Annotated in this window: 22 protein-coding genes and 1 pseudogene; 10 read left to right on the top strand and 13 right to left on the bottom strand. The window is 72.6% G+C overall.

Annotated elements, in window-relative coordinates; genetic code table 11:
• Positions 1-222 precede the first annotated feature (222 nt).
• Together HHX35_RS26790 and HHX35_RS26785 are read left to right on the top strand one after the other, a co-directional pair.
• Entirely contained in the window at positions 223-2,787 is a 2,565-nt protein-coding gene (locus HHX35_RS26790) for a tetratricopeptide repeat protein (protein ID WP_182901481.1), read from the top strand.
• 140 nt (positions 2,788-2,927) lie between these two features.
• Complete coding sequence (locus HHX35_RS26785) at positions 2,928-3,725, top strand: tyrosine-protein phosphatase (protein ID WP_182901480.1); 798 nt, start codon at positions 2,928-2,930, stop codon at positions 3,723-3,725.
• Between the two features lie 21 nt (positions 3,726-3,746).
• Here the strand turns inward: HHX35_RS26785 and HHX35_RS26780 are convergent, their stop codons facing one another.
• On the bottom strand, positions 3,747-4,562 hold the full coding sequence (locus HHX35_RS26780) for an SDR family oxidoreductase (RefSeq protein WP_182901479.1): 816 nt from the start codon (positions 4,560-4,562) through the stop codon (positions 3,747-3,749).
• Positions 4,563-4,662: 100 nt separating this feature from the next.
• Between HHX35_RS26780 and HHX35_RS26775 the strand changes: the two genes are divergently transcribed.
• Positions 4,663-5,292 (top strand): TetR family transcriptional regulator, encoded by a 630-nt coding sequence (locus HHX35_RS26775; protein ID WP_182901478.1) that lies wholly within the window; start codon positions 4,663-4,665, stop codon positions 5,290-5,292.
• Between the two features lie 48 nt (positions 5,293-5,340).
• On the opposite strand, the gene HHX35_RS26770 is transcribed toward HHX35_RS26775, so the two are convergent.
• Together HHX35_RS26770 and HHX35_RS26765 are read right to left on the bottom strand one after the other, a co-directional pair.
• Entirely contained in the window at positions 5,341-6,441 is a 1,101-nt protein-coding gene (locus HHX35_RS26770; protein WP_182901477.1) for a Gfo/Idh/MocA family oxidoreductase, read from the bottom strand.
• 50 nt (positions 6,442-6,491) lie between these two features.
• A complete protein-coding gene (locus tag HHX35_RS26765) occupies positions 6,492-7,397 on the bottom strand; it encodes a proteasome assembly chaperone family protein (protein WP_182901476.1) in 906 nt (301 codons plus the stop codon).
• 116 nt (positions 7,398-7,513) lie between these two features.
• Between HHX35_RS26765 and HHX35_RS26760 the strand changes: the two genes are divergently transcribed.
• Complete coding sequence (locus HHX35_RS26760) at positions 7,514-7,915, top strand: ankyrin repeat domain-containing protein (protein ID WP_182901475.1); 402 nt, start codon at positions 7,514-7,516, stop codon at positions 7,913-7,915.
• A gap of 185 nt (positions 7,916-8,100) precedes the next feature.
• Positions 8,101-8,973 carry a 4-epi-cubebol synthase gene (locus HHX35_RS26755; RefSeq protein WP_182901474.1) on the top strand — a complete coding sequence of 291 codons (873 nt, stop codon included), beginning with the start codon at positions 8,101-8,103 and terminating at the stop codon, positions 8,971-8,973.
• A gap of 64 nt (positions 8,974-9,037) precedes the next feature.
• Here HHX35_RS26755 and HHX35_RS43810 read toward each other — a convergent pair whose 3' ends face one another.
• Positions 9,038-9,649 carry a tetratricopeptide repeat protein gene (locus HHX35_RS43810; RefSeq protein WP_396780935.1) on the bottom strand — a complete coding sequence of 204 codons (612 nt, stop codon included), beginning with the start codon at positions 9,647-9,649 and terminating at the stop codon, positions 9,038-9,040.
• 203 nt (positions 9,650-9,852) lie between these two features.
• Complete coding sequence (locus tag HHX35_RS43805) at positions 9,853-11,145, bottom strand: AAA family ATPase (protein WP_259405423.1); 1,293 nt, start codon at positions 11,143-11,145, stop codon at positions 9,853-9,855.
• Between the two features lie 283 nt (positions 11,146-11,428).
• Between HHX35_RS43805 and HHX35_RS26745 the strand changes: the two genes are divergently transcribed.
• A complete protein-coding gene (locus tag HHX35_RS26745) occupies positions 11,429-11,596 on the top strand; it encodes a hypothetical protein (RefSeq protein ID WP_161627988.1) in 168 nt (55 codons plus the stop codon).
• On the opposite strand, the gene HHX35_RS26740 is transcribed toward HHX35_RS26745, so the two are convergent.
• Genes HHX35_RS26740 through HHX35_RS26730 form a run of 3 tightly spaced genes read right to left on the bottom strand, consistent with a single transcriptional unit; the run spans position 11,593 to position 13,330 of the window.
• Entirely contained in the window at positions 11,593-12,117 is a 525-nt protein-coding gene (locus HHX35_RS26740; protein WP_182901473.1) for an ATP-binding protein, read from the bottom strand. The genes HHX35_RS26745 and HHX35_RS26740 overlap by 4 nt on opposite strands.
• Positions 12,101-12,295 carry a DUF5999 family protein gene (locus HHX35_RS26735; protein WP_182901617.1) on the bottom strand — a complete coding sequence of 65 codons (195 nt, stop codon included), beginning with the start codon at positions 12,293-12,295 and terminating at the stop codon, positions 12,101-12,103. The genes HHX35_RS26740 and HHX35_RS26735 overlap by 17 nt, the downstream gene beginning before the upstream one ends.
• 18 nt (positions 12,296-12,313) lie before the next feature.
• A complete protein-coding gene (locus HHX35_RS26730) occupies positions 12,314-13,330 on the bottom strand; it encodes an alpha/beta fold hydrolase (protein WP_182901472.1) in 1,017 nt (338 codons plus the stop codon).
• A gap of 209 nt (positions 13,331-13,539) precedes the next feature.
• Between HHX35_RS26730 and HHX35_RS26725 the strand changes: the two genes are divergently transcribed.
• Complete coding sequence (locus HHX35_RS26725) at positions 13,540-13,890, top strand: response regulator transcription factor (RefSeq protein ID WP_220505914.1); 351 nt, start codon at positions 13,540-13,542, stop codon at positions 13,888-13,890.
• Between the two features lie 30 nt (positions 13,891-13,920).
• On the opposite strand, the gene HHX35_RS26720 is transcribed toward HHX35_RS26725, so the two are convergent.
• On the bottom strand, positions 13,921-14,580 hold the full coding sequence (locus HHX35_RS26720; RefSeq protein WP_182901470.1) for a response regulator transcription factor: 660 nt from the start codon (positions 14,578-14,580) through the stop codon (positions 13,921-13,923).
• A gap of 104 nt (positions 14,581-14,684) precedes the next feature.
• Between HHX35_RS26720 and HHX35_RS26715 the strand changes: the two genes are divergently transcribed.
• A complete protein-coding gene (locus tag HHX35_RS26715) occupies positions 14,685-16,535 on the top strand; it encodes a DUF4118 domain-containing protein (protein ID WP_182901469.1) in 1,851 nt (616 codons plus the stop codon).
• Positions 16,536-16,543: 8 nt separating this feature from the next.
• Here HHX35_RS26715 and HHX35_RS45205 read toward each other — a convergent pair whose 3' ends face one another.
• Positions 16,544-17,032: a sensor histidine kinase gene (locus HHX35_RS45205; protein ID WP_396780933.1), complete on the bottom strand. Its 489-nt coding sequence runs from the start codon at positions 17,030-17,032 to the stop codon at positions 16,544-16,546.
• Positions 17,033-17,263 (bottom strand): annotated as a pseudogene (locus HHX35_RS45200) (histidine kinase dimerization/phospho-acceptor domain-containing protein); the annotation flags it as partial.
• Positions 17,264-17,360: 97 nt separating this feature from the next.
• Between HHX35_RS45200 and HHX35_RS26705 the strand changes: the two are divergent.
• The gene (locus tag HHX35_RS26705) at positions 17,361-17,612 is read left to right on the top strand and encodes a hypothetical protein (protein WP_182901467.1); all 252 of its coding nucleotides are present in this window, start codon (positions 17,361-17,363) and stop codon (positions 17,610-17,612) included.
• A gap of 155 nt (positions 17,613-17,767) precedes the next feature.
• Here HHX35_RS26705 and HHX35_RS26700 read toward each other — a convergent pair whose 3' ends face one another.
• Both HHX35_RS26700 and HHX35_RS26695 read right to left on the bottom strand, forming a co-directional pair.
• The gene (locus HHX35_RS26700) at positions 17,768-18,718 is read right to left on the bottom strand and encodes an ABC transporter permease (protein WP_310739327.1); all 951 of its coding nucleotides are present in this window, start codon (positions 18,716-18,718) and stop codon (positions 17,768-17,770) included.
• Positions 18,715-21,336, bottom strand: coding sequence for a CocE/NonD family hydrolase (locus HHX35_RS26695; protein WP_182901466.1), 2,622 nt, complete (start codon positions 21,334-21,336; stop codon positions 18,715-18,717). The genes HHX35_RS26700 and HHX35_RS26695 overlap by 4 nt, the downstream gene beginning before the upstream one ends.
• A gap of 164 nt (positions 21,337-21,500) precedes the next feature.
• Here HHX35_RS26695 and HHX35_RS26690 point away from each other — a divergent pair, with 164 nt between their 5' ends.
• The gene (locus HHX35_RS26690) at positions 21,501-22,784 is read left to right on the top strand and encodes a hypothetical protein (RefSeq protein WP_182901465.1); all 1,284 of its coding nucleotides are present in this window, start codon (positions 21,501-21,503) and stop codon (positions 22,782-22,784) included.
• Positions 22,785-22,870: the final 86 nt, after the last annotated feature.

The raw sequence follows: 22,870 nt of genomic DNA, 5'->3' as shown, positions 1-22,870 counted from the left end.
GCCTGGTGCGGGTCCGTGGCGGCCCCGCTTCCGATCACTCCGCCGAGACCGCTGATCGAGAAGCGTCCGCGACGCCATACATTACGGCTGTTTGGCGAACACTGGGGAAGAACTTGACCGTCAGGCGTAACAGTCGCTCCCATTCTGGTTGAATCGCGACTGTAGCCTTGCCCGTTCTCCGAGCCGTCCGACGTCGACCGCACGCCCTGGAGGACCTGACGGATGCTCCCGTCCACGCGCGACGACGACGTCCCCGGCGTACGGCCGCCCGCTCGCCGGCGTGGTTCGCTGGCAGCGCCCGCCCTCGCGGGTGTCGCGGCGGCCGTGGCGAGCGCGCTCGGCACCTCCCTCGACATATGGACGCTGCCGGTGCCCGCCCGCGTGGTGATCACCGTGGTGGCGGCGGCGCTCGTGGGCACCATGACCTGGGCCACGCTCGCGCCCTCGTCGGCGGTGTCCGGCCCGCGGGCGGCGAGGGGGACGCCGCCGCCCGCCGAGCTGCCGCCGGTCATCGCGCACTTCACCGGCCGGCGTGAGGTGCTGGCGGAGCTGCACGAGCGGTTCGCCGTAGGAGGCCGTCCTTCGGCGGGCGACCAGGACGCCCCACTGGTCGTGTCGCTCTACGGGCGGGCCGGCGTCGGCAAGTCGGCGCTGGCCGCGCGGTTCGCCCACGAGGTCATCGCCGAGTTCCCGGACGGCCAGCTCTACTTCGATCTGCGGGGCGCGGACGGCGCGGTGCGGCCCGAGGAGGTGCTCGCCGCGTTCCTGCGCGCCCTCGGCGTCCGGCTGACCACCGACCCCGGCGGCCTCGCCGAGCTGCAGAAGCTCTGGTGGACGTGGACCAAGGATCTGCGCGTCCTGATATTCCTCGACAACGCGCAGAGCGCCGAGCAGGTCAGGGTCCTGATCCCGCCGGAGCCGGGCTGCGCCGTGATCGTCACCTCCCGGCAGCCGCTGTTCCTGCGCAACCGCTACGACCGGCAGCTCGCCGTCTTCACCGAGGCACAGGGGGTCGAGCTGCTCGCCCGGCTCGCCGGAGACGAGCGCGTCGCCGCCGACCTCGACTCCGCCCTCGCGATCGTCCGGCTGTGCGATCGGCTGCCGCTCGCCATCAGCATCTGCGGCGGGCGCCTGGCGACCAGGGAGCGGTGGTCGCTGCGGGAGCTGGCCGACCGGCTCGCCGACGAGCGGCGCAGGCTCGGCCAGCTCGAGGTCGGCGCGCAGATCGACCGCAGCGTGCGGGCCTCGCTGCAGCTCAGCTACGACGACTGCACCGGCATCCAGCGCCGGTTGCTGCGCCTGCTCGGCCTGCTGCCGGCGCCCGACATGCAGGCGTGGGTGGCGGGCGATCTGCTGGGCGCCTCGGAGCTCGACGGCGCCGACCAGCTGGAGGCGCTGGTGGACGCGCAGCTCGCCGAGTGCTCGGGCCGCGACGTCACCGGCCGGATGCGCTACCGCCTGCACGACCTCGTCCGGCTGTTCGCCCGCGAGGTCGCCGTACGGGAGGAGCCGGAGGAGCGCCGCCGCGCGGCCGTCGAGCGGGTCCTGTACGGCTACCGCCGCCGCGCCGAGAGCGCCGCCACCGAGCGCTGGCCCCAGGACTGGCGGCGGCGCGGCGTACGCGCCGGCGGCGAGAGCGGCGACAGCGGGGAGATCTCCTCGGCCGCCTGGTTCACGGCCGAGCGGCTCGCCCTGCTGTCGGCCGTCCACATGGCCAGGTCGCAGGAGCTGTGGGACCTGGCCTGGGCGACCGGGCGGGCCTTCTGCTCGCTGTGCCACTCGCTGCGCGCGTACTGGTCCGACTGGCGGGAGGTCGCCGACCTGGTCTGCGAGGCCGCCGAGCGGACCGGCGACCTCAGGGCCGTGGGAATCGCGCTGATGGAACGGGCGGCGGTCGTGGGCGGCAGCGGACGATCCGCCGCGGCGAGAGCGGACGCCGAGCGGGCGCTGGAGCTCTTCACCGGCCTGGGGGAGTCGTGGTGGGCGGCGCGGGCCATGCGGACGGTCGGGATGACGCTGTTCGGCGAGGGCAACCTCGACCGCGGGCAGGGGTACCTCACCGGTGCGATCAGCGCGTTCAGGGCCGAGGACGACCGCTGGTGGCAGGCGCGCACCCAGCGCAACCTGGCCGAGCTGCGCCTGGCCCAGGGCAGGCTCGCCGAGGCGAGGGGGCTCCTTGAGGACTCTCTCGCGGTCTTCGAGAGCGGGGGCAACCGCTATTCGGAGGCGCAGACCCAGCGGGTGCTCGGAGAGGTGCTGGCCGCCGAGGCGCGCGAGCTGCTCACGGCCGGGGACGCCTCGGCGGCGGAGCGCAGGTTCGTCCTGGCGGGCAACGCCCTCCGCTTCGCCGTCCGGGCGTTCCACGAGCGCGGGGAGGAGTGGGAGGAGGCCCGCTGCCTGCGCGCCGCCGGCGAGATCGGCGACCCGCAAAACGGCCTGCGCGAGTACGCCGGGGTGCGCCTGGCGAAGGAGACGCTCGAGAAGCTCGGGGACCCCTGGGGCGTGGCCAGGACCCGGTCGTCGGAGGGCGCGGTGCTGGCCCGGCTGGGGCGTGCGGACGAGGCGGTCGCCGTGCTGCGCGAGGCCGTAGGGGAGTTCGCGGAGCTGGGCGACCGCTGGTGGCAGGCCCGCGGGCTCCGCACGCTCGGCGAGGTGCTGCTGGAGGCGGGCCGCGGAGACGAGGCGTACGAGCCCGTCGCCGAGGCCCTGGAGATCTACCGCAGCCTCGGCAACGAGGCGGGTGTCGCGCGCGCCCGGACCCTGCTTGACCGCGTCACCCCGTCCTGACCCTGCGGTCCCGCACATCACGCGCCTCGTTCTTTCAGGAAGGGACGTTGAGGCGGGTAGCGGGACCGATGCGACAGCAGGCGCAGATCTTCACTCTGCACTCATTCTTCCGTCATAGAGGGACGGATAGGCTCGGCTTGATGAATGCATACGAGCGTTGGATCGTTCTGGAAGGCGCGGCGAACGTACGGGACCTCGGCGGGCTGCCCACCGCGGACGGCGGGACCACGGTGCCCGGCCGGATCCTGCGGGCCGACAACCTGCAGGGCCTGACCGAGGGCGACGTGGCACTGCTCGTGGGCGACCTCAAGCTGCGGCACGTGGTCGACCTGCGGTCGGAGACCGAGGTACGCCTGGAGGGGCCCGGTCCGCTGACCCTCCTCCCGGAGGTCGGCATCCACCACCACAGCCTGTTCGCGGAGGGCGGGCACCTCACCGACGTCGAGGCCGACACCATCGACGACAGGGCCCTGCCGTGGCAGGGCGAGCGGGACGAGGAGGACCTGGCCGAACTCCGCGTGACCGGCTACTACTACGGATATCTGCGCGACCGGCCCGACTCGGTGGTGGCCGCCCTGCGGGTGCTCGCCCGTGACGACGGCATGGCCGTGGTCCACTGCGCGGCGGGCAAGGACCGCACCGGAGTGGTCTGCGCCCTGGCGCTCGCCGTCGCGGGCGCCACCCGGGAGGCGATCGTCGAGGACTACGTCGCCACCGGCCAACGGCTGGAGGGCATCCTCGCCCGGCTGCGTGCCAGCCGCACCTACCGTGAGGATCTCGACTCGAAGCCGGCCGACAGCCACCTGCCGCGGCCCGAGTACATGGACAAGTTCCTGTCGACGCTGGACGACCGGTTCGACGGCCCCCTCGGCTGGCTGCACACCCACGGCTGGACCGACGCCGACACCGACGCGCTGCGCGCCCGCCTCCGCGACTGACCCCCGCCGCCGGAAGCGGGGTCAGGCGAGCGTTTCGCCGCCGTCGACGGTGATGACCTGGCCGGTGACGTAGTTGTTGGCCATGAGGAAGACGGCCGTGGCGGCGGCCTCCTCGGCGGTGCCGAACCGGCCGAGGGGGGCGGTGGATCCGGCGGCGGCGACCGCGTCGTCGGAGTCCAGCCCCGGCAGCGAGCGCAGGAGCGGGGTGTCGATCCGGCCGTAGCGGACGGTGTTCACGCGCACCCGTGCGGGGGCGAGCTCGACGGCGAGGGCCCTGGTGAGGGTCTCCACGGCGCCGGCGAGTGACAGCGGGACGGTCATCCCGGGATAAGGGCGGACCACGAGGATGCCCGAGCTGAACGTGAGCGAGCCTCCCGCGGGAAGCCGGGCCGCCGCCGCGCGGGCGACGGCGAAGACCGTCTGGAGGGGGCCCGAGCCGAGGGTCGTGCGGATGTCGTCGGCCGGCAGCGCGGTCAGGGGGCCGATGCCGCTGAGGCCGCCGGCGGTGACGTACACGTGGTCGACGTGACCCGCCCTGTCGAAGGCCTCGGCGAGGGTCTGCTCGTCTCCGCCGTCGCCGGGAACGCCCAGCACGGCGTCGTCGGAGTCTTCGGCCGGGCCCGCACCGCGCACCCGGGAAACGCCGCGCACCCGGGAAACGGCGGCCTTGAGCCGGTCGGGGTCGCGGCCGACCAGCACGACGCGGGCGCCGATCGAACGCAGCAGGACGCCCGCCGCCAGCCCGATGCCCGAGCTTCCGCCGACGAGGACGGCGGTCGTGCCGGAGAGGGCGCTCGGCAGCGGCGACCGGACGGGGATGGGTGTCACAGTGCTCATGGGAGAGCCTTTCGATAAATTAAACCATCTGGTTGTTTTATTGCTGACCTGATACTGCCGCCTGGACGGCAAGGAGTCAACCGGATGGTTTAATTCCTTCATGGCCTACGACGCGGAGGACACCAGACGGCGGATCTTCGACGCCGCCGCCGCCGAGTTCGCCGAGCACGGCCTGGCCGGGGCCAGGGTGGACCGCATCGCGACGGCCGCCAAGGCCAACAAGCAGGCCATCTACCTGTATTACGGCAGCAAGGAGAAGCTGTTCGCCGCCGTCCTGCGGGCGAAGCTGGAGGAGGTCCGCGTCTCCGTCTCCATCGATCCCGACGCGGTGGCCGAGTCGGTCGGGCAGATGTTCGACTGGTATCGGGAACACCCGGAGCTGATCAGGCTGCTGCTGTGGGAGGCGCTGGAGGCGTGCGACGAACCCGGCGAGAGCGAGCGGGAGCGGCGTGACGCTTTCCGCGAGAAGGTCGACCAACTCGTGGACGCGGGCGCGGTCGGCCATCTTCCCGAGGACACGCGGGTCCGCGCCTGCCAGGACCTGCTGTTCACCATCATGGGACTGATCTCGTGGAACTTCGCGGTGCCCCAGATGTGCCGCCTCGTTCTGGACGAGGAGACCGAGCAGGCCGCCCTGGCCCGGCGCCGCGAGACGGTGGTCGAAGTCGCCCGCAGGCTCGCCACCGCCCCGGACGCCCCCGCGACGGAGTCCCGGGCCGGCGCGGGCTGATCCGCCCCGGCGACGAAAGGGGGACGCCGGGCTCGGGAAACCCGGTGGCTATTCCTCCTGATCGGGAAGGGTGACCACCTGGCCGCGGGCGGCCGAGAGGGCGGCGGCCTCCAGGACGGCGATGGCCTCCGCGGCGTCGTCCGGCTCGACCGGGGGCGGCGCGCCGTCCCGCAGGCAGGCCACGACGCCCTCGTAGAACCGCTGGTACGCCCCGGGCTCGGTCGGGACCGGGCGGGCGTCGCCCTCGACCCCGAGCGTGCCCCAGCCTCCTGAGGCCTCCGCCCCCCATCCGGTGCCCGCACCGGAACTCCTGCCCGGGCCGAAGTCGGCGGCGTCCGGGCGTTCGCCCGCGCGCAGGCGTTCCTCCTGGGGGTCCAGCCCCCACTTGACGTACGACGCGCGGGAGCCGAGCACCCGGAACCTCGGGCCGAGGTTCGCGGCCACCGCGCTCATCCACAGGTGCGAGCGGGTCCCGCTCCGGTGGGTCAGCGCGACGAACGCGTCGTCGTCGTTGCGCACCCCGGCCCGCCTGACGTCGGTCTCCGCGTACACCTGGGAGACCGGGCCGAACAACCGCAGGGCCTGATCCACCAGGTGGCTGCCGAGGTCGTAGAGAGTGCCGCCGATCTCCTCCGGGCCGCCCGACTCGCGCCAGCCGCCCTTGGGCACCGGCCGCCACCGCTCGAACCGCGACTCGAACCGGTGGACCTCGCCCAGCTCGGGCAGCAGCCGGCGCAGCGTGAGGAAATCGCCGTCCCAGCGCCGGTTCTGGAAGACCGTCAGCATCAGCCCGCGGTCGCGCGCGAGCCGTACGAGGTCGCGGGCCTCCGCGGCGGCGCCGGCCAGCGGCTTGTCGACGACCACGGGAAGCCCGGCCTTGAGCGCCTCGGTCGCCAGGGGCACGTGCGTGCGGTTCGGCGTCGCGATCACCACGAGATCGCAGCGGTCCCACAGGTCGTCCGCGGCGGGCACGACGTCCGCGCCGGGATAGTGCGCGCGGACGCGCTCGGCCCTGGCGGGGTCGCGGGTGACGACGGCGGTGAGGCGCAGTCCCGGCGTGGCGGCGATCAGCGGCGCGTGGAAAAAGGATCCGGCCGGACCGAAACCGGCCAATCCGACGCGAATTCCGGGGGAATCTGAGGGCGGCATGAGGGGCGAGGGGTCCTTCGGATGGGTCGGGGCGGGGGTTCCGCGGCGGCTCAGGTGTCGCGGTCGTCCCGTTCGGCGAGGAACGCCTCGAACTGGGCGGCGAGCTCGTCGCCCGTGGGCATCTGCGCCTCCTCTGCCAGCAGGCTCTCCCGTTCGGCGCCCGACTGGAACGCGTCGTACTGCTGCTCCAGGCCGTGGATGGCGCCGGCGAGCTCCTCGGACGCCGCGATCTGCTCCTCGATCTCGGTGTTGGTCTTGTCGGCCGCGTCCCTGAGCGCGTCCGTGGGGAAGACCAGCCCGGTGCCGCGGGTGACGGCCTCCAGTGCCGTCACGGCGGCCTGCGGGTACTCCGCCTGGGCGAGGTAGTGGGGCACGTGGACGGCGTAGCCGAGCGCGTCGTGACCCTTCGCCCCGAGCCGGAACTCGATGAGCGCGGCGAGGCTCCCCGGGACGCGGACCTTGCCGAAGGGGCTGGTCTGCCCGTGGACGAGGTCGGGGCGCGTGGCGTGGGCCGTCATGCCGAGCGGCCGGGTGTGCGGGACGCCCATCGGGATGCCGTGGACGGTCACCAGCCTGCTGATGTTGAGCCGGGTCACCAGCATGCCGACGGCCTCGGTGAACAGCTCCCACTCCCGGTCCGGCTCCGGGCCGTTCAGGATGAGGAACGGCGTGCCTGTGACGTCCTTGGTCAGGTAGACCGCCAGCTCAGGAGTGTCGTAGTCGCTCCAGTGATCGGTGTCGAAGGTCATCGCCGGGCGGCGGGACCGGTAGTCGAGCAGCCGGTCCACGTCGAAGGTCGCGATGACCCGGTGCTCCAGTTCGGCGAGGAGGTGCCCCAGGGCCAGCCGCCCGGCGGCGCCGGCGTCGACGAACCCCTCGAAGTGGTAGAGCAGCACCGGATCGGTCAGCTCGGGCAGGTCCCCGTCGAGCCGATAGAGATCCGTGGGGTCGGACACGTGTCCCAGCCTTTCTCACGAAGTCTTTACCTAGTGAACCTACGGGACCCCCGGTCGATTCCATGCTTGTTCCGTGCTCGATTCCGGAGGGGTAGCGGCGACCTTACCGTTGGACTATGGGGAACATGGAGCCGGACCCTGAGCTGGAGGAGTTCGCCACCAGGCTCTTCGACCTCGCGAGGTCGGGGCGGACCGAGGCGCTGTGCGCGTACGTCGACGCGGGCGTGCCCGTCAACCTGCGCAACCAGAAGGGCGACACCCTGCTCATGCTGGCGGCCTACCACGGGCACGCCGCCACGGTGCGCGCCCTGGGCGAGCGGGGCGCGGACCCCGACCTCGCCAACGACCGCGGGCAGACCCCGCTCGCCGGCGCGGTGTTCAAGAAGGAGCCCGAGGTCGTGCGGGCGTTGCTGGAGATGGGAGCCGATCGCTACGCCGGGATGCCGTCGGCCGTCGACGCCGCCCGCATGTTCGGGGACGCGGAGATCGTCACCCTCATCGAGGGCTCATCCGGCTGAGCAGAGCTGAGCAGATCTGTGTGGCCGATGTGTCCGTAATTATGGTAAGGCTAGCGCCGATCATCTGGTAGGACCATGCTTGTCGGATGGCTACTGCGAAAGCGGATTCCCTCAGTGGGCGCCCCCTCCGCCTTCCCTCGCTCACCTGCCCCTTCCCGAGTGCGGTGAACCCGCACGTCGACGAGGTGAACCGAGACACGCTGGCCTGGCTGGCCGCCTCCGGCATGATCGCCGACGACGACCAGCTCGAGCGTTTCCGGCTCGCTCGCTACGGATGGCTCGGCGCCCGGACCTACCCGTACGCCTCCCGGGAACTGTGCCAGCTCGTCACGGACTGGTGCGTGTGGCTGTTCGCGTTCGACGACGCCTACTGCGAGTCGGACCGGCGGGCGGCCGAGATCGCCCGGGCCCTGCCCCAGCTCTACAGCGTGGTCGAGGACAACGAGGGGGACGAACCGGTCGAGAACGTCTTCGCCCGCGCGCTCCTCGACATCAAGACGCGGATCTGGAAACACGGCACCGCCGACCAGCTCGACCGGTGGCGCGCGACGACCAAGGACTATCTGTTCGCCCAGGTCTGGGAGGCCGCCAACCGGGAGGACGACGTCGTTCCCACGATCGACGACTACATTTTCATGCGCCGCAGGACCGGCGCGATGCTCACCGTCTTCGCGCTGATCGACGTGGCCGCGGAGGTCTGCCTCACGATGGACGAGTGGCGCCATCCGGTGGTGCACGAGATGACCGAGCACGCCAACGACGTGGTCGTCTGGGACAACGACCTCATCTCGTACGCCAAGGAGCGAGGTGAGGCGAACATCCGCAACAACCTCGTCAGCGTGCTGGTCGGGCACACCGGCTGCACGGTCCAGGAGGCGATGGACCGGATCGGCGCGATGCGCGACGAGGCGGTCGCCGCGATGGCGGCGCTCACCCCGGCCACCGAGGCCCTCGGCTCGCCCGCCGTCGACGCGTACGTGAACGGCCTGCAGTACTGGATCAGCGGCAGCGTGGACTACTCGCTGACCAGCTCCCGGTACGTCGGCGCCTGGCAGTGACCGTCGGTGACATCGGCGGCCCGTCCGGTCCAGGTTGAACCCGTTCGGTCCGGGTTGAACCCGGTCAGTCCAGGTGGAAGTCGTCGAGGTCGTCCAGCGCGTACTCGACGAGGTCGCCCAGACTGAACCGGGTCCCGACGGCGTACGCCTCGTCGTAGGCGGCGTCGCCGATCAGCTTCTTGCACTCCTTGACGCACTGCTCGTGCTCGGTCGTGAAGAACGGCGACCCGAACTGGGGCAGCCCGAAGGTCCGCCAGTTGGCCTGGGCCGCCCCGAGGAGGGTCGCCGTCCGTTCCGGCTCACCGGCCTCGAGGTTCAGGGTCGCGAGGTTGTCCACGCACAGGACGATCCCGAGCACGTCGTGGAAGTGCCGCTTGATGCGCAGCGCCTCCTTGCACGCCACCAGCGCCTCGTCGCGCCTGCCGGTCGCCCGGTGGACGAGGGAGGAGACGTACCAGGCGTAGGACCGCAGCCACAGCTCGCCGCGCTCCTGGCAGACCTGCAGGCAGTCGACGAGCAGCGTCTCCGCCTCCTCGAAATCGCCCTGCGCGAACAGCACCATGGACAGCTCGACGATCGCCGGCAGCAGGCCCGGGTTCAGCTCCCGGCCGCCGCGGTGGAACTCGATCGCGACGCCGAGCAGCGCGGTCGCCTTCTTCGCGTCGCCCTGCAGCATGGCCGCGGTGCCCTGCATCTTGGTCGCGAGCAGCACCGCGCCCGAGTCGCCCACGCGCACCGCGTCGGTGCTGCACTGCTCGGCCGCGGCGAGCGCGCCGGCCATGTCGCCCTGGGCGCTGCGGATGTAGGCCAGCACCCACAGGGCCTTGCAGCGTTCCTTGCTGGGCGAGGGGCTGGCCTTGAGCGCGCGCTCCAGGTAGATCACGCCCTCGCGGGCGAAGCCGCAGGAGACCCACAGGAACCACAGCGCCGACAGCAGCTCGAGGCCGACGCGCTCCTCACCGGGGGTGGAAAGGCAGTAGTCGAGGGCGACGCGGATGTTGTCGTGCTCCTGGCGCATCCGCGTGTACCAGTGGACCTGGCGCGGTCCCGACCACGAGTGTTCGCTGCGCTCGGCGAGCTGGAGGTAGTAGTCGCGGTGGCGAGACGCAGGTCCTGCGTCTCGCCGAGCTTGTCCAGCCACTCGCCGCCGTACTGCCGCAGCGTGTCGATCAGCCGGTAGCGCTGACCGGCCGGAGTGGGGAAGCTCAGCAGGACCGACTTGTCGACCAGGCCGCCGATCACGTCGAGGATCCGGTCGGAGGGCAGGGCGTCGCCGGCGCAGACCTGCCGGGCCGCCTCCAGCTCGAAGTCGCCGGCGAACACCGACAGCCGCGCCCATAACAGCCGCTCGGCCGGTTCGCACAGCTCGTGGCTCCAGCCGATCGCCGCGCGCAGCGTCTGGTGGCGGGGCAGCGCCGTACGGCTGGCTCCGGCGAGCAGGCTGAACCGGTCGGCGAGCAGCGCGAGGATCTGCTCGACCGACAGCGTGCGCAGGCGCACGGCGGCCAGTTCGATGGCCAGCGGGATCCCGTCGAGGCGGCGGCACAGCTCGGCGACGGCCGTGATGTTGTCCTCGTCCACCCCGAAGTCGGGCACGACGGCGGAGGCCCGCGCGCCGAACAGCTCGACGGCCTCGTTGGTGAACGCGTTGTCCAAGGGGTTGTCGCCGGGCACGGTCAGCGGCGGCACGGCGGCCGTGTACTCGCCCGGCGCGTTGAGCGACCGCCGGCTGGTCGCGAGGATGCGCAGGTGCGGCGCCGTGTTGAGCAGTTCCTGGGTGAGCTGGGCGCACGCGTCGACCAGGTGCTCACAGGTGTCCAGGATGAGCAGGAGCTCCCGTTCGGCCAGCCATTCGGCGAGGGTGTCCGCCCCTCCGCGGGGCGACTGGTCGGCGATGCCGAGCGCGGCCGTGATCGTGTGGTAGACCATCGCGGGGTCCTGCAGCCGGGCCAGGTCGACGTACCAGACGCCGTCCCTGAACTGCCGTCGCACCTGGTGTGCGAGACGCAGCGCGGTGCGCGACTTGCCGACTCCGCCGATGCCCGTCACGGTGATCAGCCGGTACTCCTGCAGCTTCTGTCGCAGCGATGCGAGCAACCGCGTCCGCCCGACGAAGCTGGTCAGCTCCACGGGCAGGTTGCCCTCTTGCCGCCATCCTGCTGGCGTTGCCATGCCGCCTCACGGGGGGTTCGTCCGGCGTGCTCCCTGCTCCCGCATCGTACCTTTGCGTGCGGTTGGCTGTCCGGTGGTACGGGCGTGACGTTTGCCCGGCGATGAGGCGGCGTGATCTCCCCTCGAGGGAAGGAGTCCCAGCGCCGCCCGGCCGTGGTCCCGACTCCACGGCTGCCAGGTTCCACGGCTGCCCGGGACTCACCGCCCCCTGGCCGCGCGGCTCCACGGCTCCCCGCCTCTCGCGGCTTCGCGGCTCCGGGGCGGAGCCAGTAGCATTGGCCGCGTGAGTGTGCAGCATCCGGATGACATGCGTCCGGTGGACCTCTTCGACGAGGGGCTGCCGGTGCTGCCCGACCAGACGAGCGACGACACCGACCTCGGGTGGGGCGATTGGCGCTCCGACTCCGACGTCTCCCGCCTGCTGGAGGAACGCCCGCCTCACTGGAGCTAGCACCGCACCGCCAGCTCGAACCAGACGGCCTTCCCCCTGCTCGTCGGGCGCAATCCCCAGGCGCGGGACAGGGACTCGACGATCGGCAGCCCCCGGCCGCCCTCGTCCTCGTCCGGTGACCCGTCGCGGGCCCGCAGCGGAACGCGGGCCTCGTCCTCGACCTCGCACCGCAGGACGTCGTCCCGCAGCAGGAGCGTGAGGACTGGTTCCCCCCGCCCGTGCCGCAGGACGTTGGCGACCAGCTCGCTGACGAGCAGTTCGGCCACCTCGGACGCCTCGCCCTCCGCGGTGCCCGCCCAGTCCCGCAGCGCGGCGCGGACGAGCCGGCGCGCCCGGCTCGTGGAGGACGGGACGGCGGGGAGGACCCAGGAGGCCCGGCGCACGTTCGGCACGCCGTCGTCGGCCGCGTCGTCCGGCGCGGCCGGGAGCCGTTCCCCCGGGAAGGCGCCGTGCGGCCGCCGGGTCATGGGGACGAGCATGGCCAGCCATGCCACGCCCGTGGACTCACGCGGCCCGCGCATAGCAGGCCCGGTGCGGGAGAAGGCTCCGGCCGTCGGGCAGCAGTTCGCCGGTGTCCTCGAACACCACGACACCGTTGCAGAGCAGTCCCCACCCCTGCTCGGGGTGGAAGGCCACGAGACGGGCGGCGTCGTGGTCGGGGGCGTACGCGGTCGGACACGGCGGGGTGTGCGGGCACATGCGTGTCACCTCGATCCTTCAGCAGGCGGCGGACACTTCACGAAGAGCCGGTTGGGGCCGGGTGACCAGGCGCAGCAGGCGGCCGAGTGCGGCGTTGACGCCGAGAGGCCGTTCGAGCATGAGGTTGTGGCCGGACGGCAGCACCACGAGGCGAGCCGAGGGCAGGGCGCACGCGATCGCCTCGCTGTGCCCGACCGGCGTGACGAGATCGTCGCGGCCGGCCATGATCAGAGTGGGGATCTCCCGCAGCGCCGCGAGCGCGGCGAACCCGTCGTACGCCATCAGGGCCGGGTAGAAGTCCCGGAACACCTGCGCCGGGGCGGAGCAGATGACCCGGACCGCGGCCTCCCGCACGCTCGACGGCACCTGCGAGGTGAAGGAGTAGTGCCGCACCAGCAGGTGCACGATCTCGTCCACGGCATGGCGCCCGTGGCGGGCCGGGTCGTCGCCGAGCAGCCTGAGCAGCGCGGGCACCAGCGGCCGCAGCAGCCTCGCGCCGTACGCCGGGAGGCCCAGCGTCACGCCGGCCAGCCCGCCCGCCGAGGTCGCCAGCAGCGCGACACCCGCGACGCGCCGGCCGAACAGCTCCGGGTGGGCCTGCGCCAGCGCCATGATCGTCATGCCGCCCATGGAGTGTCCCACCAGGATCACCGGTCCCGCCGGGACGACCTCGTCGAGGATCCGCCGGAGATCGCGGCCGAGCTGCGCGACGGTGACCGACCCCGGGGAGCCCTGACCCGACCGGTTGTGACCGCGCTGGTCGTACGTCACCACACGGGCCCGGCCGGCGAAGGCCGTCCGCTGGTTCTCCCAGCACTCCAGGCATGAGGACAGCCCGTGGCAGAACACCATGGTCGTCTCGGCGTCGGCGCGGCCGTCCACCGTGACGTACAGCTCCACTCCGTCGTCGGCCACGACGATCCGGGACGTGCCGGTGGCCCGCTCCGGGCCCGCAGCGGACCCGACCGGCGTCGGCGCGGCCGGACCCCGGCCGGTGGCCTCGCCGTCCCACGCTTCGTGGCGGTCGGTCGGCATCGCCGCCTCCTTCCGGGCCCCGGGTGATCTCACCTGCCGCGCGGTCGCTCGCTGACACCTCCCACGATGGCCTCTGGGAGGCACCGCCGTCTGCGCCGGCAGCCCCCATGCGACGGGCGTGCCCGCGGCACCTCGGCATGCCAGCTAGCTGCAATGACGCGGGCGCGTTCCGATGTCACTCTGAAGACGTGCCCCTGCGGTGTCTGATCGTGGACGACAGCGATTACTTCAAGGAGGCCGCCCGCCTGTTGCTGGAGGCGGACGGCGTCGCCGTCGTGGGCGTCGCGTCCACGATCGCCGAGGCGCTCGGCCGGTTCGGCGAGCTCCGGCCGGATGTCGTGCTGGTCGACATCGACCTGGGCGGGGAGAACGGGTTCGACCTGGCCCGGCGTCTGCACGACGCGGGCGACGGGGACCCGCCGCGGGTCATCCTGATCTCGACGTATGAGGAGCAGGACTTCGCCGAGCTGATCGCGACCAGCCCGGCCGTCGCCTTCCTGTCCAAGCCGCGCCTGTCGGGACGGGCCATCGACGAGATCCTGCGGGGCGCGGACGCCTGAACGGGCCGGACCGGCGACACCGGTACGGCCTCAGCGGGCGTCGAGGAACGCGAGCACCGCGAGCACGCGGCGGTGGTCGTCCTCCGCCTCCGGCAGCCGCAGCCTCGACATGATGCTGCGGACATGCTTTTCGACCGTGCCCTCGGTGATCCACAGTTTGTGCGCGATCCCCGCGTTCGACCGGCCCTCCGCCATGAGGGAGAGCACCTCGCGCTCGCGCTGCGTGAGCTCCTCCAGTGGATCATGCCGGCGGCGCGCGTTGAAGAGCTCGGCCACGAGGCTGGGGTCGACGACCGAGCCGCCGTGGACGATGCGCTGGAGCGTCTCGACGAAGTCGGACACCGCGGTCACCCTACTCTTGAGCAGGTAGCCGATCCGGTGCCCGGTGGCGAGCAGCTCCATCGCCTGCTCGACCTCGACGTGCGCCGACAGCAGCAGGATGCCCACCTCGGGGAACTCCGCGCGGATCACCTTGGCCGCCTCGACGCCCTCCGTCGCGTGCGCCGGAGGCATCCGGATGTCGACGACGGCGAGATCCGGGTGGTGCTCCCGTACGAGGGCGAGCAGCTCGGCCGCGTTCCCCGCCTGGCCGGCGACCTCGAACCCCGATCGCTCCAGCAGGCTGGCCAGCCCCTCACGCAGCAGGACGTCGTCGTCCGCCAGCACCACTCGCGTCGGAGTATCGTCCACCGCTCTGCCGCCTTCGTCGCGTGCCGGTCCGATGCGGCCGGCGACGGCGTTGACCAGGGCTTTCGCCTATACCTCTATCAGTCCTGCGAGAGTAGTGTGGCCTTGTGCGCGCGCGGTTGCTGTCGTTGCTGCTACGCGCGAGCCGCCCGCCTCTCCTGTGGGGCATCCTGACGGGCGCCGCATGCGTGGCAGCCGAGACATTCATAGCCTTTGCGCTGGCGCAGGTGGCGCCCAGCAACGCCCTGGACGTAGTTTACCTGCTCGGCGTTCTCGTGGTCGCGTACCTCTGGGGTATGGGGCTCGGCGTGATCGTCGCCGTGGCCAGTGCCGTGGTCTACGACTTCTTCCAGATCGCGCCCCTCCACCAGGTCACCATCTTCAGCGGCTGGACGTGGGTGCCGCTGCTGGTCTTCCTGACCGTCGGGTTGCTGGTGAGCGCCGCCGCCTCGCTGATGCGGTCCCTGGTCGTCGAGGCGGAGGAACGCCGCCGCGAAGCCGATCTCGACGCCAGGACGGCCCGTCTCCTCCTGCGTGCCGAACATCTGCGCGCGGCGCTGCCGGTCGTGGCCCGGCGCCTGGCGCAGGGACTCGGCCTGCCGTTCCTGGCCATCGAACTCGGGCCGGTCGGCGAGGACCCGCGCCACACCACGCTGCGGCTGACGGACGACGGCGCCGGGATCGGCACGCTCGTCGTGCCCGCGAACCTGCCGGCGGCCATGATGCGCCGCCTGCGGGAGCGCGTGGTGCCCTCGCTGGAAGCGGTCCTGGTGGCGGCGCGCGACCGCGAGGCCATCAGCACCGCCCTGGCGGCGAGCCGGGACGAGCTCGCCAAGATCGCCGAGGAGCAGGCCGCCCTGCGACGGGTCGCCACCTTGGTCGCCCGCGGAGTCTCGCCGACGGAGATCTTCAGCGCGGTCGCCCGTGAGATGGGCCTGATCGTGAACGCGGACCACACCGCGATCGAGCGCTACGAGCCCGACCGTACGGTCGTCCTGGCGGGCTCGTGGAGCGCGTCGGACCAGGGGTCTCCCCCGCCGGTGGGCTCGCGCCGCCCGATCAGGGAGAGCGGCCTGTCCGCCCTCGTCCTGCGGACGGGACAGCCGGACAGGATGACGGCAAAGGAGGGCGAGGCAGGGGAACTGGACGGGTGGGCCGGGGACGAGCAGGTCGTCTCCGCAGTCGCCAGTCCCATCGTCGTCGAGGCCCGCCTGTGGGGCGTGATGATCGCCTTCTTCCGCGCTCCCGAGCCGCAGCCGGACGACGTCGAGGAACGCATGCGGGACTTCACCGAGCTGGTCGCCACCGCGATCTCCAACGCCGAGGCCCGCGACGAGCTCGCCGCCTCGCGGGCCCGCGTGGTCGCCGCCTCGGACGAGACCCGGCACCGGATCGAACGCGACCTGCACGACGGGGCCCAGCAGCGCCTCGTCTCCCTGGGGCTGCAGTTGCGCATGGCGGAGACCACCGTGCCACCGGATCTGCCCAAGCTCAAGGAGCAGCTGTCCCACACGGCCGAGGGCCTGACGCTGGTGCTGGAGGACCTGCGGGAGCTGTCGCGCGGCATCCACCCGGCGATCCTCTCCAAAGGAGGCCTCGGGCCCGCGCTGAAGATGCTCGCGCGCCGCTCGGCCGTCCCCGTCGAGCTGGACGTACGGGTCGACGGGCGCCTGCCGGAGCGGGTCGAGGTGGCGGTCTACTACATCGTCTCCGAGTGCCTGACGAACGTGGCCAAGCACGCGCAGGCCACGATGGTGTACGTCGAGGTCGAGGCGGCGGGCGACACGGCGAGGGTCGGGGTCCGCGACAATGGGAAAGGAGGCGCCGACCCCGGCAGGGGTTCGGGGCTCATCGGTCTCATCGACCGGGTCCAGGCGCTCGGCGGTGCGATCGAGGTCACCAGCCCGATCGGCCATGGCACCACGCTGACAGCTGTGATTCCGGTCGGCGACGGCTGACGGAGCGGTCACGCCCCCCGGCCGGGCGCGGGATCGGCGAGCGGCAGGCGGACGACGAACCGGGCGCCGCCCTCCGCCCCGTCCTCCACGCCGATGGTCCCGCCGTGTGCCCGCACGATCTCGCGCGCGATGGCCAGGCCCAGGCCCGAGCCGCCCCCGCCGGCGCTGCGGGGCTCCTCCAGCCGGGTGAACGGCTCGAACACCCTCTCCCGGTCGGCTTCGGCGATGCCGCCGCCGTCGTCGGAGACGGCGAGCTCCGCGTGGGCGCCCTCCTGCCGCACCTCGACCAGCACCCTGCTCCTGGCGTGCCGCTGCGCGTTGTCCAGGAGGTTGCCCAGCAGGTGGTGCATCTCGTGCTCGACGGCGTGGACCGCCACGCCGTCGATGAGCCGGAGCAGCACCGGCGACCGGTGCGCCCGGCTGGAGACCTCCGTCCGGACCAGCTCCGCCAGGTCGGCCGCTCTTCTCCCGGGGGGCGGCTTCGTCTCCGCCTTCAGGAGCAGCAGCAGGCCGGAGACGACCGCCTGCAGACGGTCGACGTCCTTGAGCGAGCGGTCGACGAGCTCGGTGAGGTCCGTCTCGGCGGGGTGCAGCCGGGCCTCCTCCAACTGCGCCCGCAGCCCGGCGAGCGGGGTGAGCAGCTCATGGGAGGCGCCGGACAGGAACCGGCGCCGCCGCTCGGCCTTACGGTCCAAGCGCCCTCCGTTGTCGGCGAGCCGCTCCGGCATCCTCTCCGCGTGCGGCGGCACGGCGGCCCCGTCCTCGCCGATCGGGGCGGGGACGCGGGCACTCGGATCGCCGGCGGAGGCGGGGCCGCTGTGGCACATGACGCTCATCGCGACGCTGCCGTCGATCTCGTGGCCCCCACAGGCCCGCCCGGACCGGGAACCGGTCTGCGGCGGCGCCGGCCGGGTGGTGCGGGCGCACCCGGCGAAGGCGCCCGGCACGGCCAGGGAGCGGTCGGTTCCGGGAGTGTCCTCGGCACCTGATCACCTCCGGCTGCTGTCGTGTGCTGTGGCGACGTTCTCCTACGTCCGGGCGGCCGTGGCCGATCGAGAACCACGCCGCCGGGCGTGAGGGGCGCCGACCTGGATGTCCTGATCGGTTCCGATATCAGCTTGTCTCCGCCGGCGGGGGCCCGTCTTCGCTGGCAGCCTCCATTCCGGTCCCACCGCCAGCCTTCCCCGGGCCTTCCGGCTAGCCGGAAGGCCCGGGGAAGGCGCGGGTTCGCATCAGGACACGATGTCCCGGCGCCGGAAGCGGCGGAAGGCCAGGGCGACGAGGACCGCGGAGTAGGTCACGGAGACCGCCACGCCCTTCACCATGCCGCTGTAGTCGGGCTCCGGCGCGAGCGCGTCGAGCCACGCGGAGTTCCAGAACGTGGGAAGGAACTCGCGCAGCGAGCCCAGCGCCTCGACCGCCTGCAGGATGCTGCTGACGATCACCAGGCCGACCGCGCCGCCGACCGCGCCGAGCGGGGAGTCGGTGCCGACCGACAGCAGGAAGGCGACCGCGGCGACCACGAGCTGGCTGACCAGGGCATAGCCGATGACGACGGCGAACTTGGGCAGCACGTCGGCGGCGGGGATCACCTCGCCGGTCCCCGGCACGGTGATGTCGTTCCACCCGAAGGCCAGCGTGCCGGCGAGCAGGGCCATCAGCGGAAGCACGGTCACCGCGGCGGCCGAGTACGCCAGCGCCACCACCAGCTTCTGGCGCAGCAGCCGGTCGCGGGGAACCGGCGCGGCCAGCAGGTAGCGCAGCGACGACCAGCTCGCCTCGCTCGCCACCGTGTCACCGCAGAACAGCGCCACGGCGACGACCAGCAGGAAGTTGGCCGACACCGACAGGGCGAACGCGGCGAAGTTGAGCCCGCCCGCCGTGGCCAGATCCGACAGCCGCAGGCTGCCCTGGCCCCGCCCGGCCGGCCCGAACTGGAACGCCACCACGAGCACCCACGGCAGGGCGAGCAGTACGGCGAACATCGCCATGGTGCGGCGCCGCCGCAGCTGCCGCACGAACTCCACCCGCAGCGGCAGCGTGCGTCCCGGAGCGTAGCCGGGCGCCCGGCCTCCCACGGCGTCACCGCGCGTGTCCGGTTCGTCCTGGGCGACCGGCGTGGCCCGCCCGCCGTCGTGGATGTGTCCGGTCAGGTCCGGGGCGGGTCGCTTCGCCGGGCTCAACGGCTCTCTCCGATCAGGTCGAGGAACACGTCCTCCAGGCGGGGGCCGGCGCCGTTGGCGGCCGGCGCGGTGCCGAGCAGGTCGCCGACCGGCCCGGCCGACACCAGCCGCCCGCGGTGCATGACGACCACGTGGGTGCAGGTCTGCTCGACCTCGGCGAGCAGGTGGCTGGAGACGATGACGGTGCGCCCCCGCTCGGCGTACGCCTTGAGCACCCGGCGCATCTCGGCGATCTGCGGCGGGTCGAGGCCGTTGGTCGGCTCGTCCAGCACGAGCAGGTCGGGGAGGCCGAGCATGGCCTGCGCGATGGCGAGGCGCTGGCGCATGCCCTGGGAATAGGTGCGCACCGCGCGCTCCAGGGCCGCGCCGAGCCCGGCGATCTCCAGCGCCTCCTCCATGCGGGCGTCCTGCGGCGGTCGTCCCGTGGCCTGCCAGTACAGCTCCAGGTTGGCCCGGCCGGACAGGTGCGGCAGGAACCCCGGGCCCTCGACGAACGACCCCAGCCGCGACAACACCGGAGCCCCCGGCCGTACACGGGTGCCGAAGATCCGGATCTCGCCCTCGTCGGGGTGGATGAGACCCATCAGCATGCGCATGGTGGTGGTCTTGCCCGCGCCGTTCGGCCCGAGCAGGCCGAGCACCTGGCCCTTCTCGACCCGGAACGACAGGCCGTCGACCGCCCGCTCGCCGTTGCGGTAGCGCTTGCCCAGCCCGCTGATCACCAAGGGCACATCGGCCGACTCGGCGTCCACCGCCGGGTCGTCACCCGCGTCTCCGCCGCGCCTGGCCCTGCCGGTCAGCAGGAGCACGGCCGCGACCGCGATCGCGGCGAGCGGCATGGCCCACGTCCACCACGCCGGGCCGGTGGCGGGCGTCCGCAGCGCCGCGTCCCCGGGCAGCTCCAGCGTGGGGGACTCCAGCGCGACGCGGTAGACGGCGGGGGCGGCGGGCGTCGCGTAGCCGAGATCGGTGGTCGAGACGACGACCCGCATCCTGTGCCCGGCGTCGAAGCGCCTGTCGATGGCCGGAAGCGTCACGGTGACCGGCGTGCCCGCCTCGCTCGCGGTGACCCGCAGTGGGGAGACGAGGCTCGACGGGAGCACCGGAAGCGACCCTCCGGAGACGTCGTAGAGCTTGGCGAACAGCGTGGCCTCACCCGTGCCGTACACCCTGATCGTGACGGTCGGGCTGCCGGTGACCTGCGCGGGCCTGGCCAGCGGGGCGGACTCGAAGGCGGCCGCCTGGCCGGGCATGTCCAGCGCGATCGACGCGCCGCCGCTGTTTCCGCCGAGCAGCCCGCCGAGGCCGGGGACCGCCGAGATCGACGACGGCGACCCGCCCGCCGGGTTGGCGATCGGCTGCTGGGGGCCGTTGAGCGCGACCGTGGTGCGCTCCCCGCCTGGCAGGCCGGGGTAGCGGTCGGCGGTGGCGTGCAGGAGCACGGGGCGGCGCGTGCCCGGGTCCCGGCCGCCGTCCCTGGTCACGGTGAACGCCGTCGAGTCGCCCTCGGCGACGGAGGACCCCTTGAGGTAGCGGTCGAACCAGCCGGTCGTACGGTCGGACAGCCAGTCCGCCTCGCCGTCGCCGCCGTCATGGCCGCCGTTGAACCAGGCGACCTCGACCGGAGCGCCGGTGGCGGCGACGGCCCGGGCGTTGGCGTCGGCGTGCGAAAGCGGGAACAGCGAGTCGCGCTGGCCCTGGATCAGCAGCGTCGGCACCTTGATGCGGCCGGGCACCGAGATCGGGCTCGACCGCCGCAGGAGATCGACCGCCTCTTTGGTGGCCCGGCCGGTCTCGGCCACCTTCTGGTACATCTCGCAGATCTGCGGCAGGAACCGCCCGCACTGGACCTGCTCGATCCCGGGCGTCCGCCCGGTCACCCGGCCCCCGGACGCGTCGCCTCCGGAGCCCGCGGCCGCGCCGGTGAGGCCGGCCAGGCCGCCCGCGCCAAGGCCGCCGTCCGGGGCCAGCCGGTCGGCGGCGGCGCTGAAGAAGATGCCGGCCCACATCTTCTTGAAGACGCCGTTGAGCGGACCCTTGCCCGAGGCGTCGGGGAAGAGCGCGTCGGCGAGGTCGTACCAGGTGATCTGGGGGACGACCGCGTCGACGCGGCTGTCGTAGGCCGCGGCCATCAGCGCGATCGCCCCGCCGTACGAGCCGCCGGCGATCCCGACGCGCGGGTCGCCCGGGGCGTCGAGACGCACTTCGGGGCGTTTGGCCAGCCAGTCGATCAGCCCCCGAACGTCCTTGACCTCGTAGTCGGGGGAGTTGAGCGCGATCTGCCCGGTCGAGCGGCCGAACCCGCGAGCCGACCAGGTCAGCACGGCGTAGCCCTGCGCGGCGAGCCGTCCCGCCTGCTCGCGCATGCTCTCCTTGCTGCCGCCGAAGCCGTGGGCGAGCAGCACGGCCGGAGCCCTGCCGCCGGAGGCCGGGGGATAGAAGGTCGCGTCGAGATCGACGTGCTGGTCGCCGGCCGGTCCGTCCACGACGGGGATGACCAGGTCACGTCCCTTCACCACGGGGCCAGAGGGCCATAGGGCCCACGCCACGCCTCCGGCCATCAGGATGACCAGCGTGACCACGATCGCGAGGGCACGCCGCCCACCCGGAAACGTCATGTCGCGATGCTACTTGTCTCTGCTGAGAGACCGCTGAGGAGCCGCCGCGCCTGTGGATAACCGCCGCGTCTGCGGGCGCCGACCCGGTCCGCGCACGAATCGTGATGATGCATCGGGGTAAACCCTGATTGCGTCCCACCATAGGGAACGGCATCATTTCGCGCGTGAATGGAACGCCGCTCAAGCAGATCCCCGCTCGCGCGATCGAGTGGGCTCTTCCGTACTGGACGCGGGGGGAGGCGGGCAGGCAGACGCCGCAGGACCTTTTCCGGGTGCTCTACCTGGGCTGGCTCGCGGCGTTCGTCCTCAAGGTGCTCGGGTCGAGCTGGGACGTGTCGTGGCACTTCAGGTGGCTGCGCGACGACCTGGCCCCGCCGCACCTGCTCAACACGGTCGGCACGGTGATCGCCGTCGCGCTGACCATCGTGCACTGGTACACCGGCTACGGAGTGGACCGCACGTCCTCCCGCCTGATCGTGTGGGGCACCGGGGTCTTCCTCATTGCGATCCCGCTCGACCTGATCAACCACCGGGTCAACGGGATCGACATCACCGCGTGGAGCCCCTCTCACGCCCTGCTGTACATCGGCACCGCACTGATGCTCGCCGGAGCGATCCGCGGCTGGTACCTCGGCTCGGGCCGGTACGCCGGGATCACCCGCGGCCGGCGTGCGCTGGTGCTGGGCGGCCTGTTCGCCTTCTTCCTGGAGAACGCGCACTTCCCCGAGCTGCAGCAGGAGTACGGCGTGCTGGAGCTGGCCTCCTGGGACCGCGGGCAGCCGTACGCCGAGCCGACGCTGCTCGAATTCGCGGCCAACCAGATGGGCCGGGGCGTCGACCGGGCCATGGTGCTCAAGTTCTCGCTGCCGATCCCCGACGTCGTCTACGCCCTGTACGCGGGGGTCGTGGGCGTCGCGATCCTGGTCTTCGCCCGCGTCATGGTCGGCCGCCGCTACACGGCCACCGCGATCGCCGGGGTATACGTGGCCTACCGGTGCCTGATCTGGCCGCTGCTCGTCGGTGGCGGGTTCCCGCCGTCGACCATCCCGTTCTTCTTCCTGCTCGCCGGACTCGCCGTCGACCTGGCCTTCCTGGTGCCGATCAGGCAACTGCGGCCGCTCGTGGGCGCGGTGCTCGCCACCGCCGCGGTGTACGGAGGGCTGCTGGCGCAGGACCGGGTGCTCGAAGCCCCGCCGTACGCGCCGCGGGCCTGGCCGGTGGCGCTCGCCGCGCTGGCCGTCGTGTGGTACGCGGTGGAGTGGTTCGCCGGCCGCAAGGGGCTGACGGCCGCCGCCGCGGAGGACAGGATCGCCAGCGAGACGCGGCCCGCGCACACGGTGGTCACGGCCGAGCCCGGCCCGGCGCGCGTTGCCGCGCCGGAGGCGGCGTCCGAGCCGGCGTCCGAGGCGACTCCCGCACCCGCCACCGTGTCGAAGCCGACGGCCTGACGGCCCGCGCCCGCGCTCACCCGCCTTTCCTGAGCCGCTCCCTCGCCGGGGGCGGCTCTCGGCGTCTCGGAGGCGGGCCGGGCCGG

Origin of the sequence: Microbispora sp. H10830 (assembly GCF_014161375.1) — a bacterium.
GTDB lineage: Bacteria > Actinomycetota > Actinomycetes > Streptosporangiales > Streptosporangiaceae > Microbispora > Microbispora catharanthi.
The sequence above is the reverse complement of the archived record's forward strand: the minus strand, read 5'-3'. Positions and strand labels throughout refer to the sequence as shown.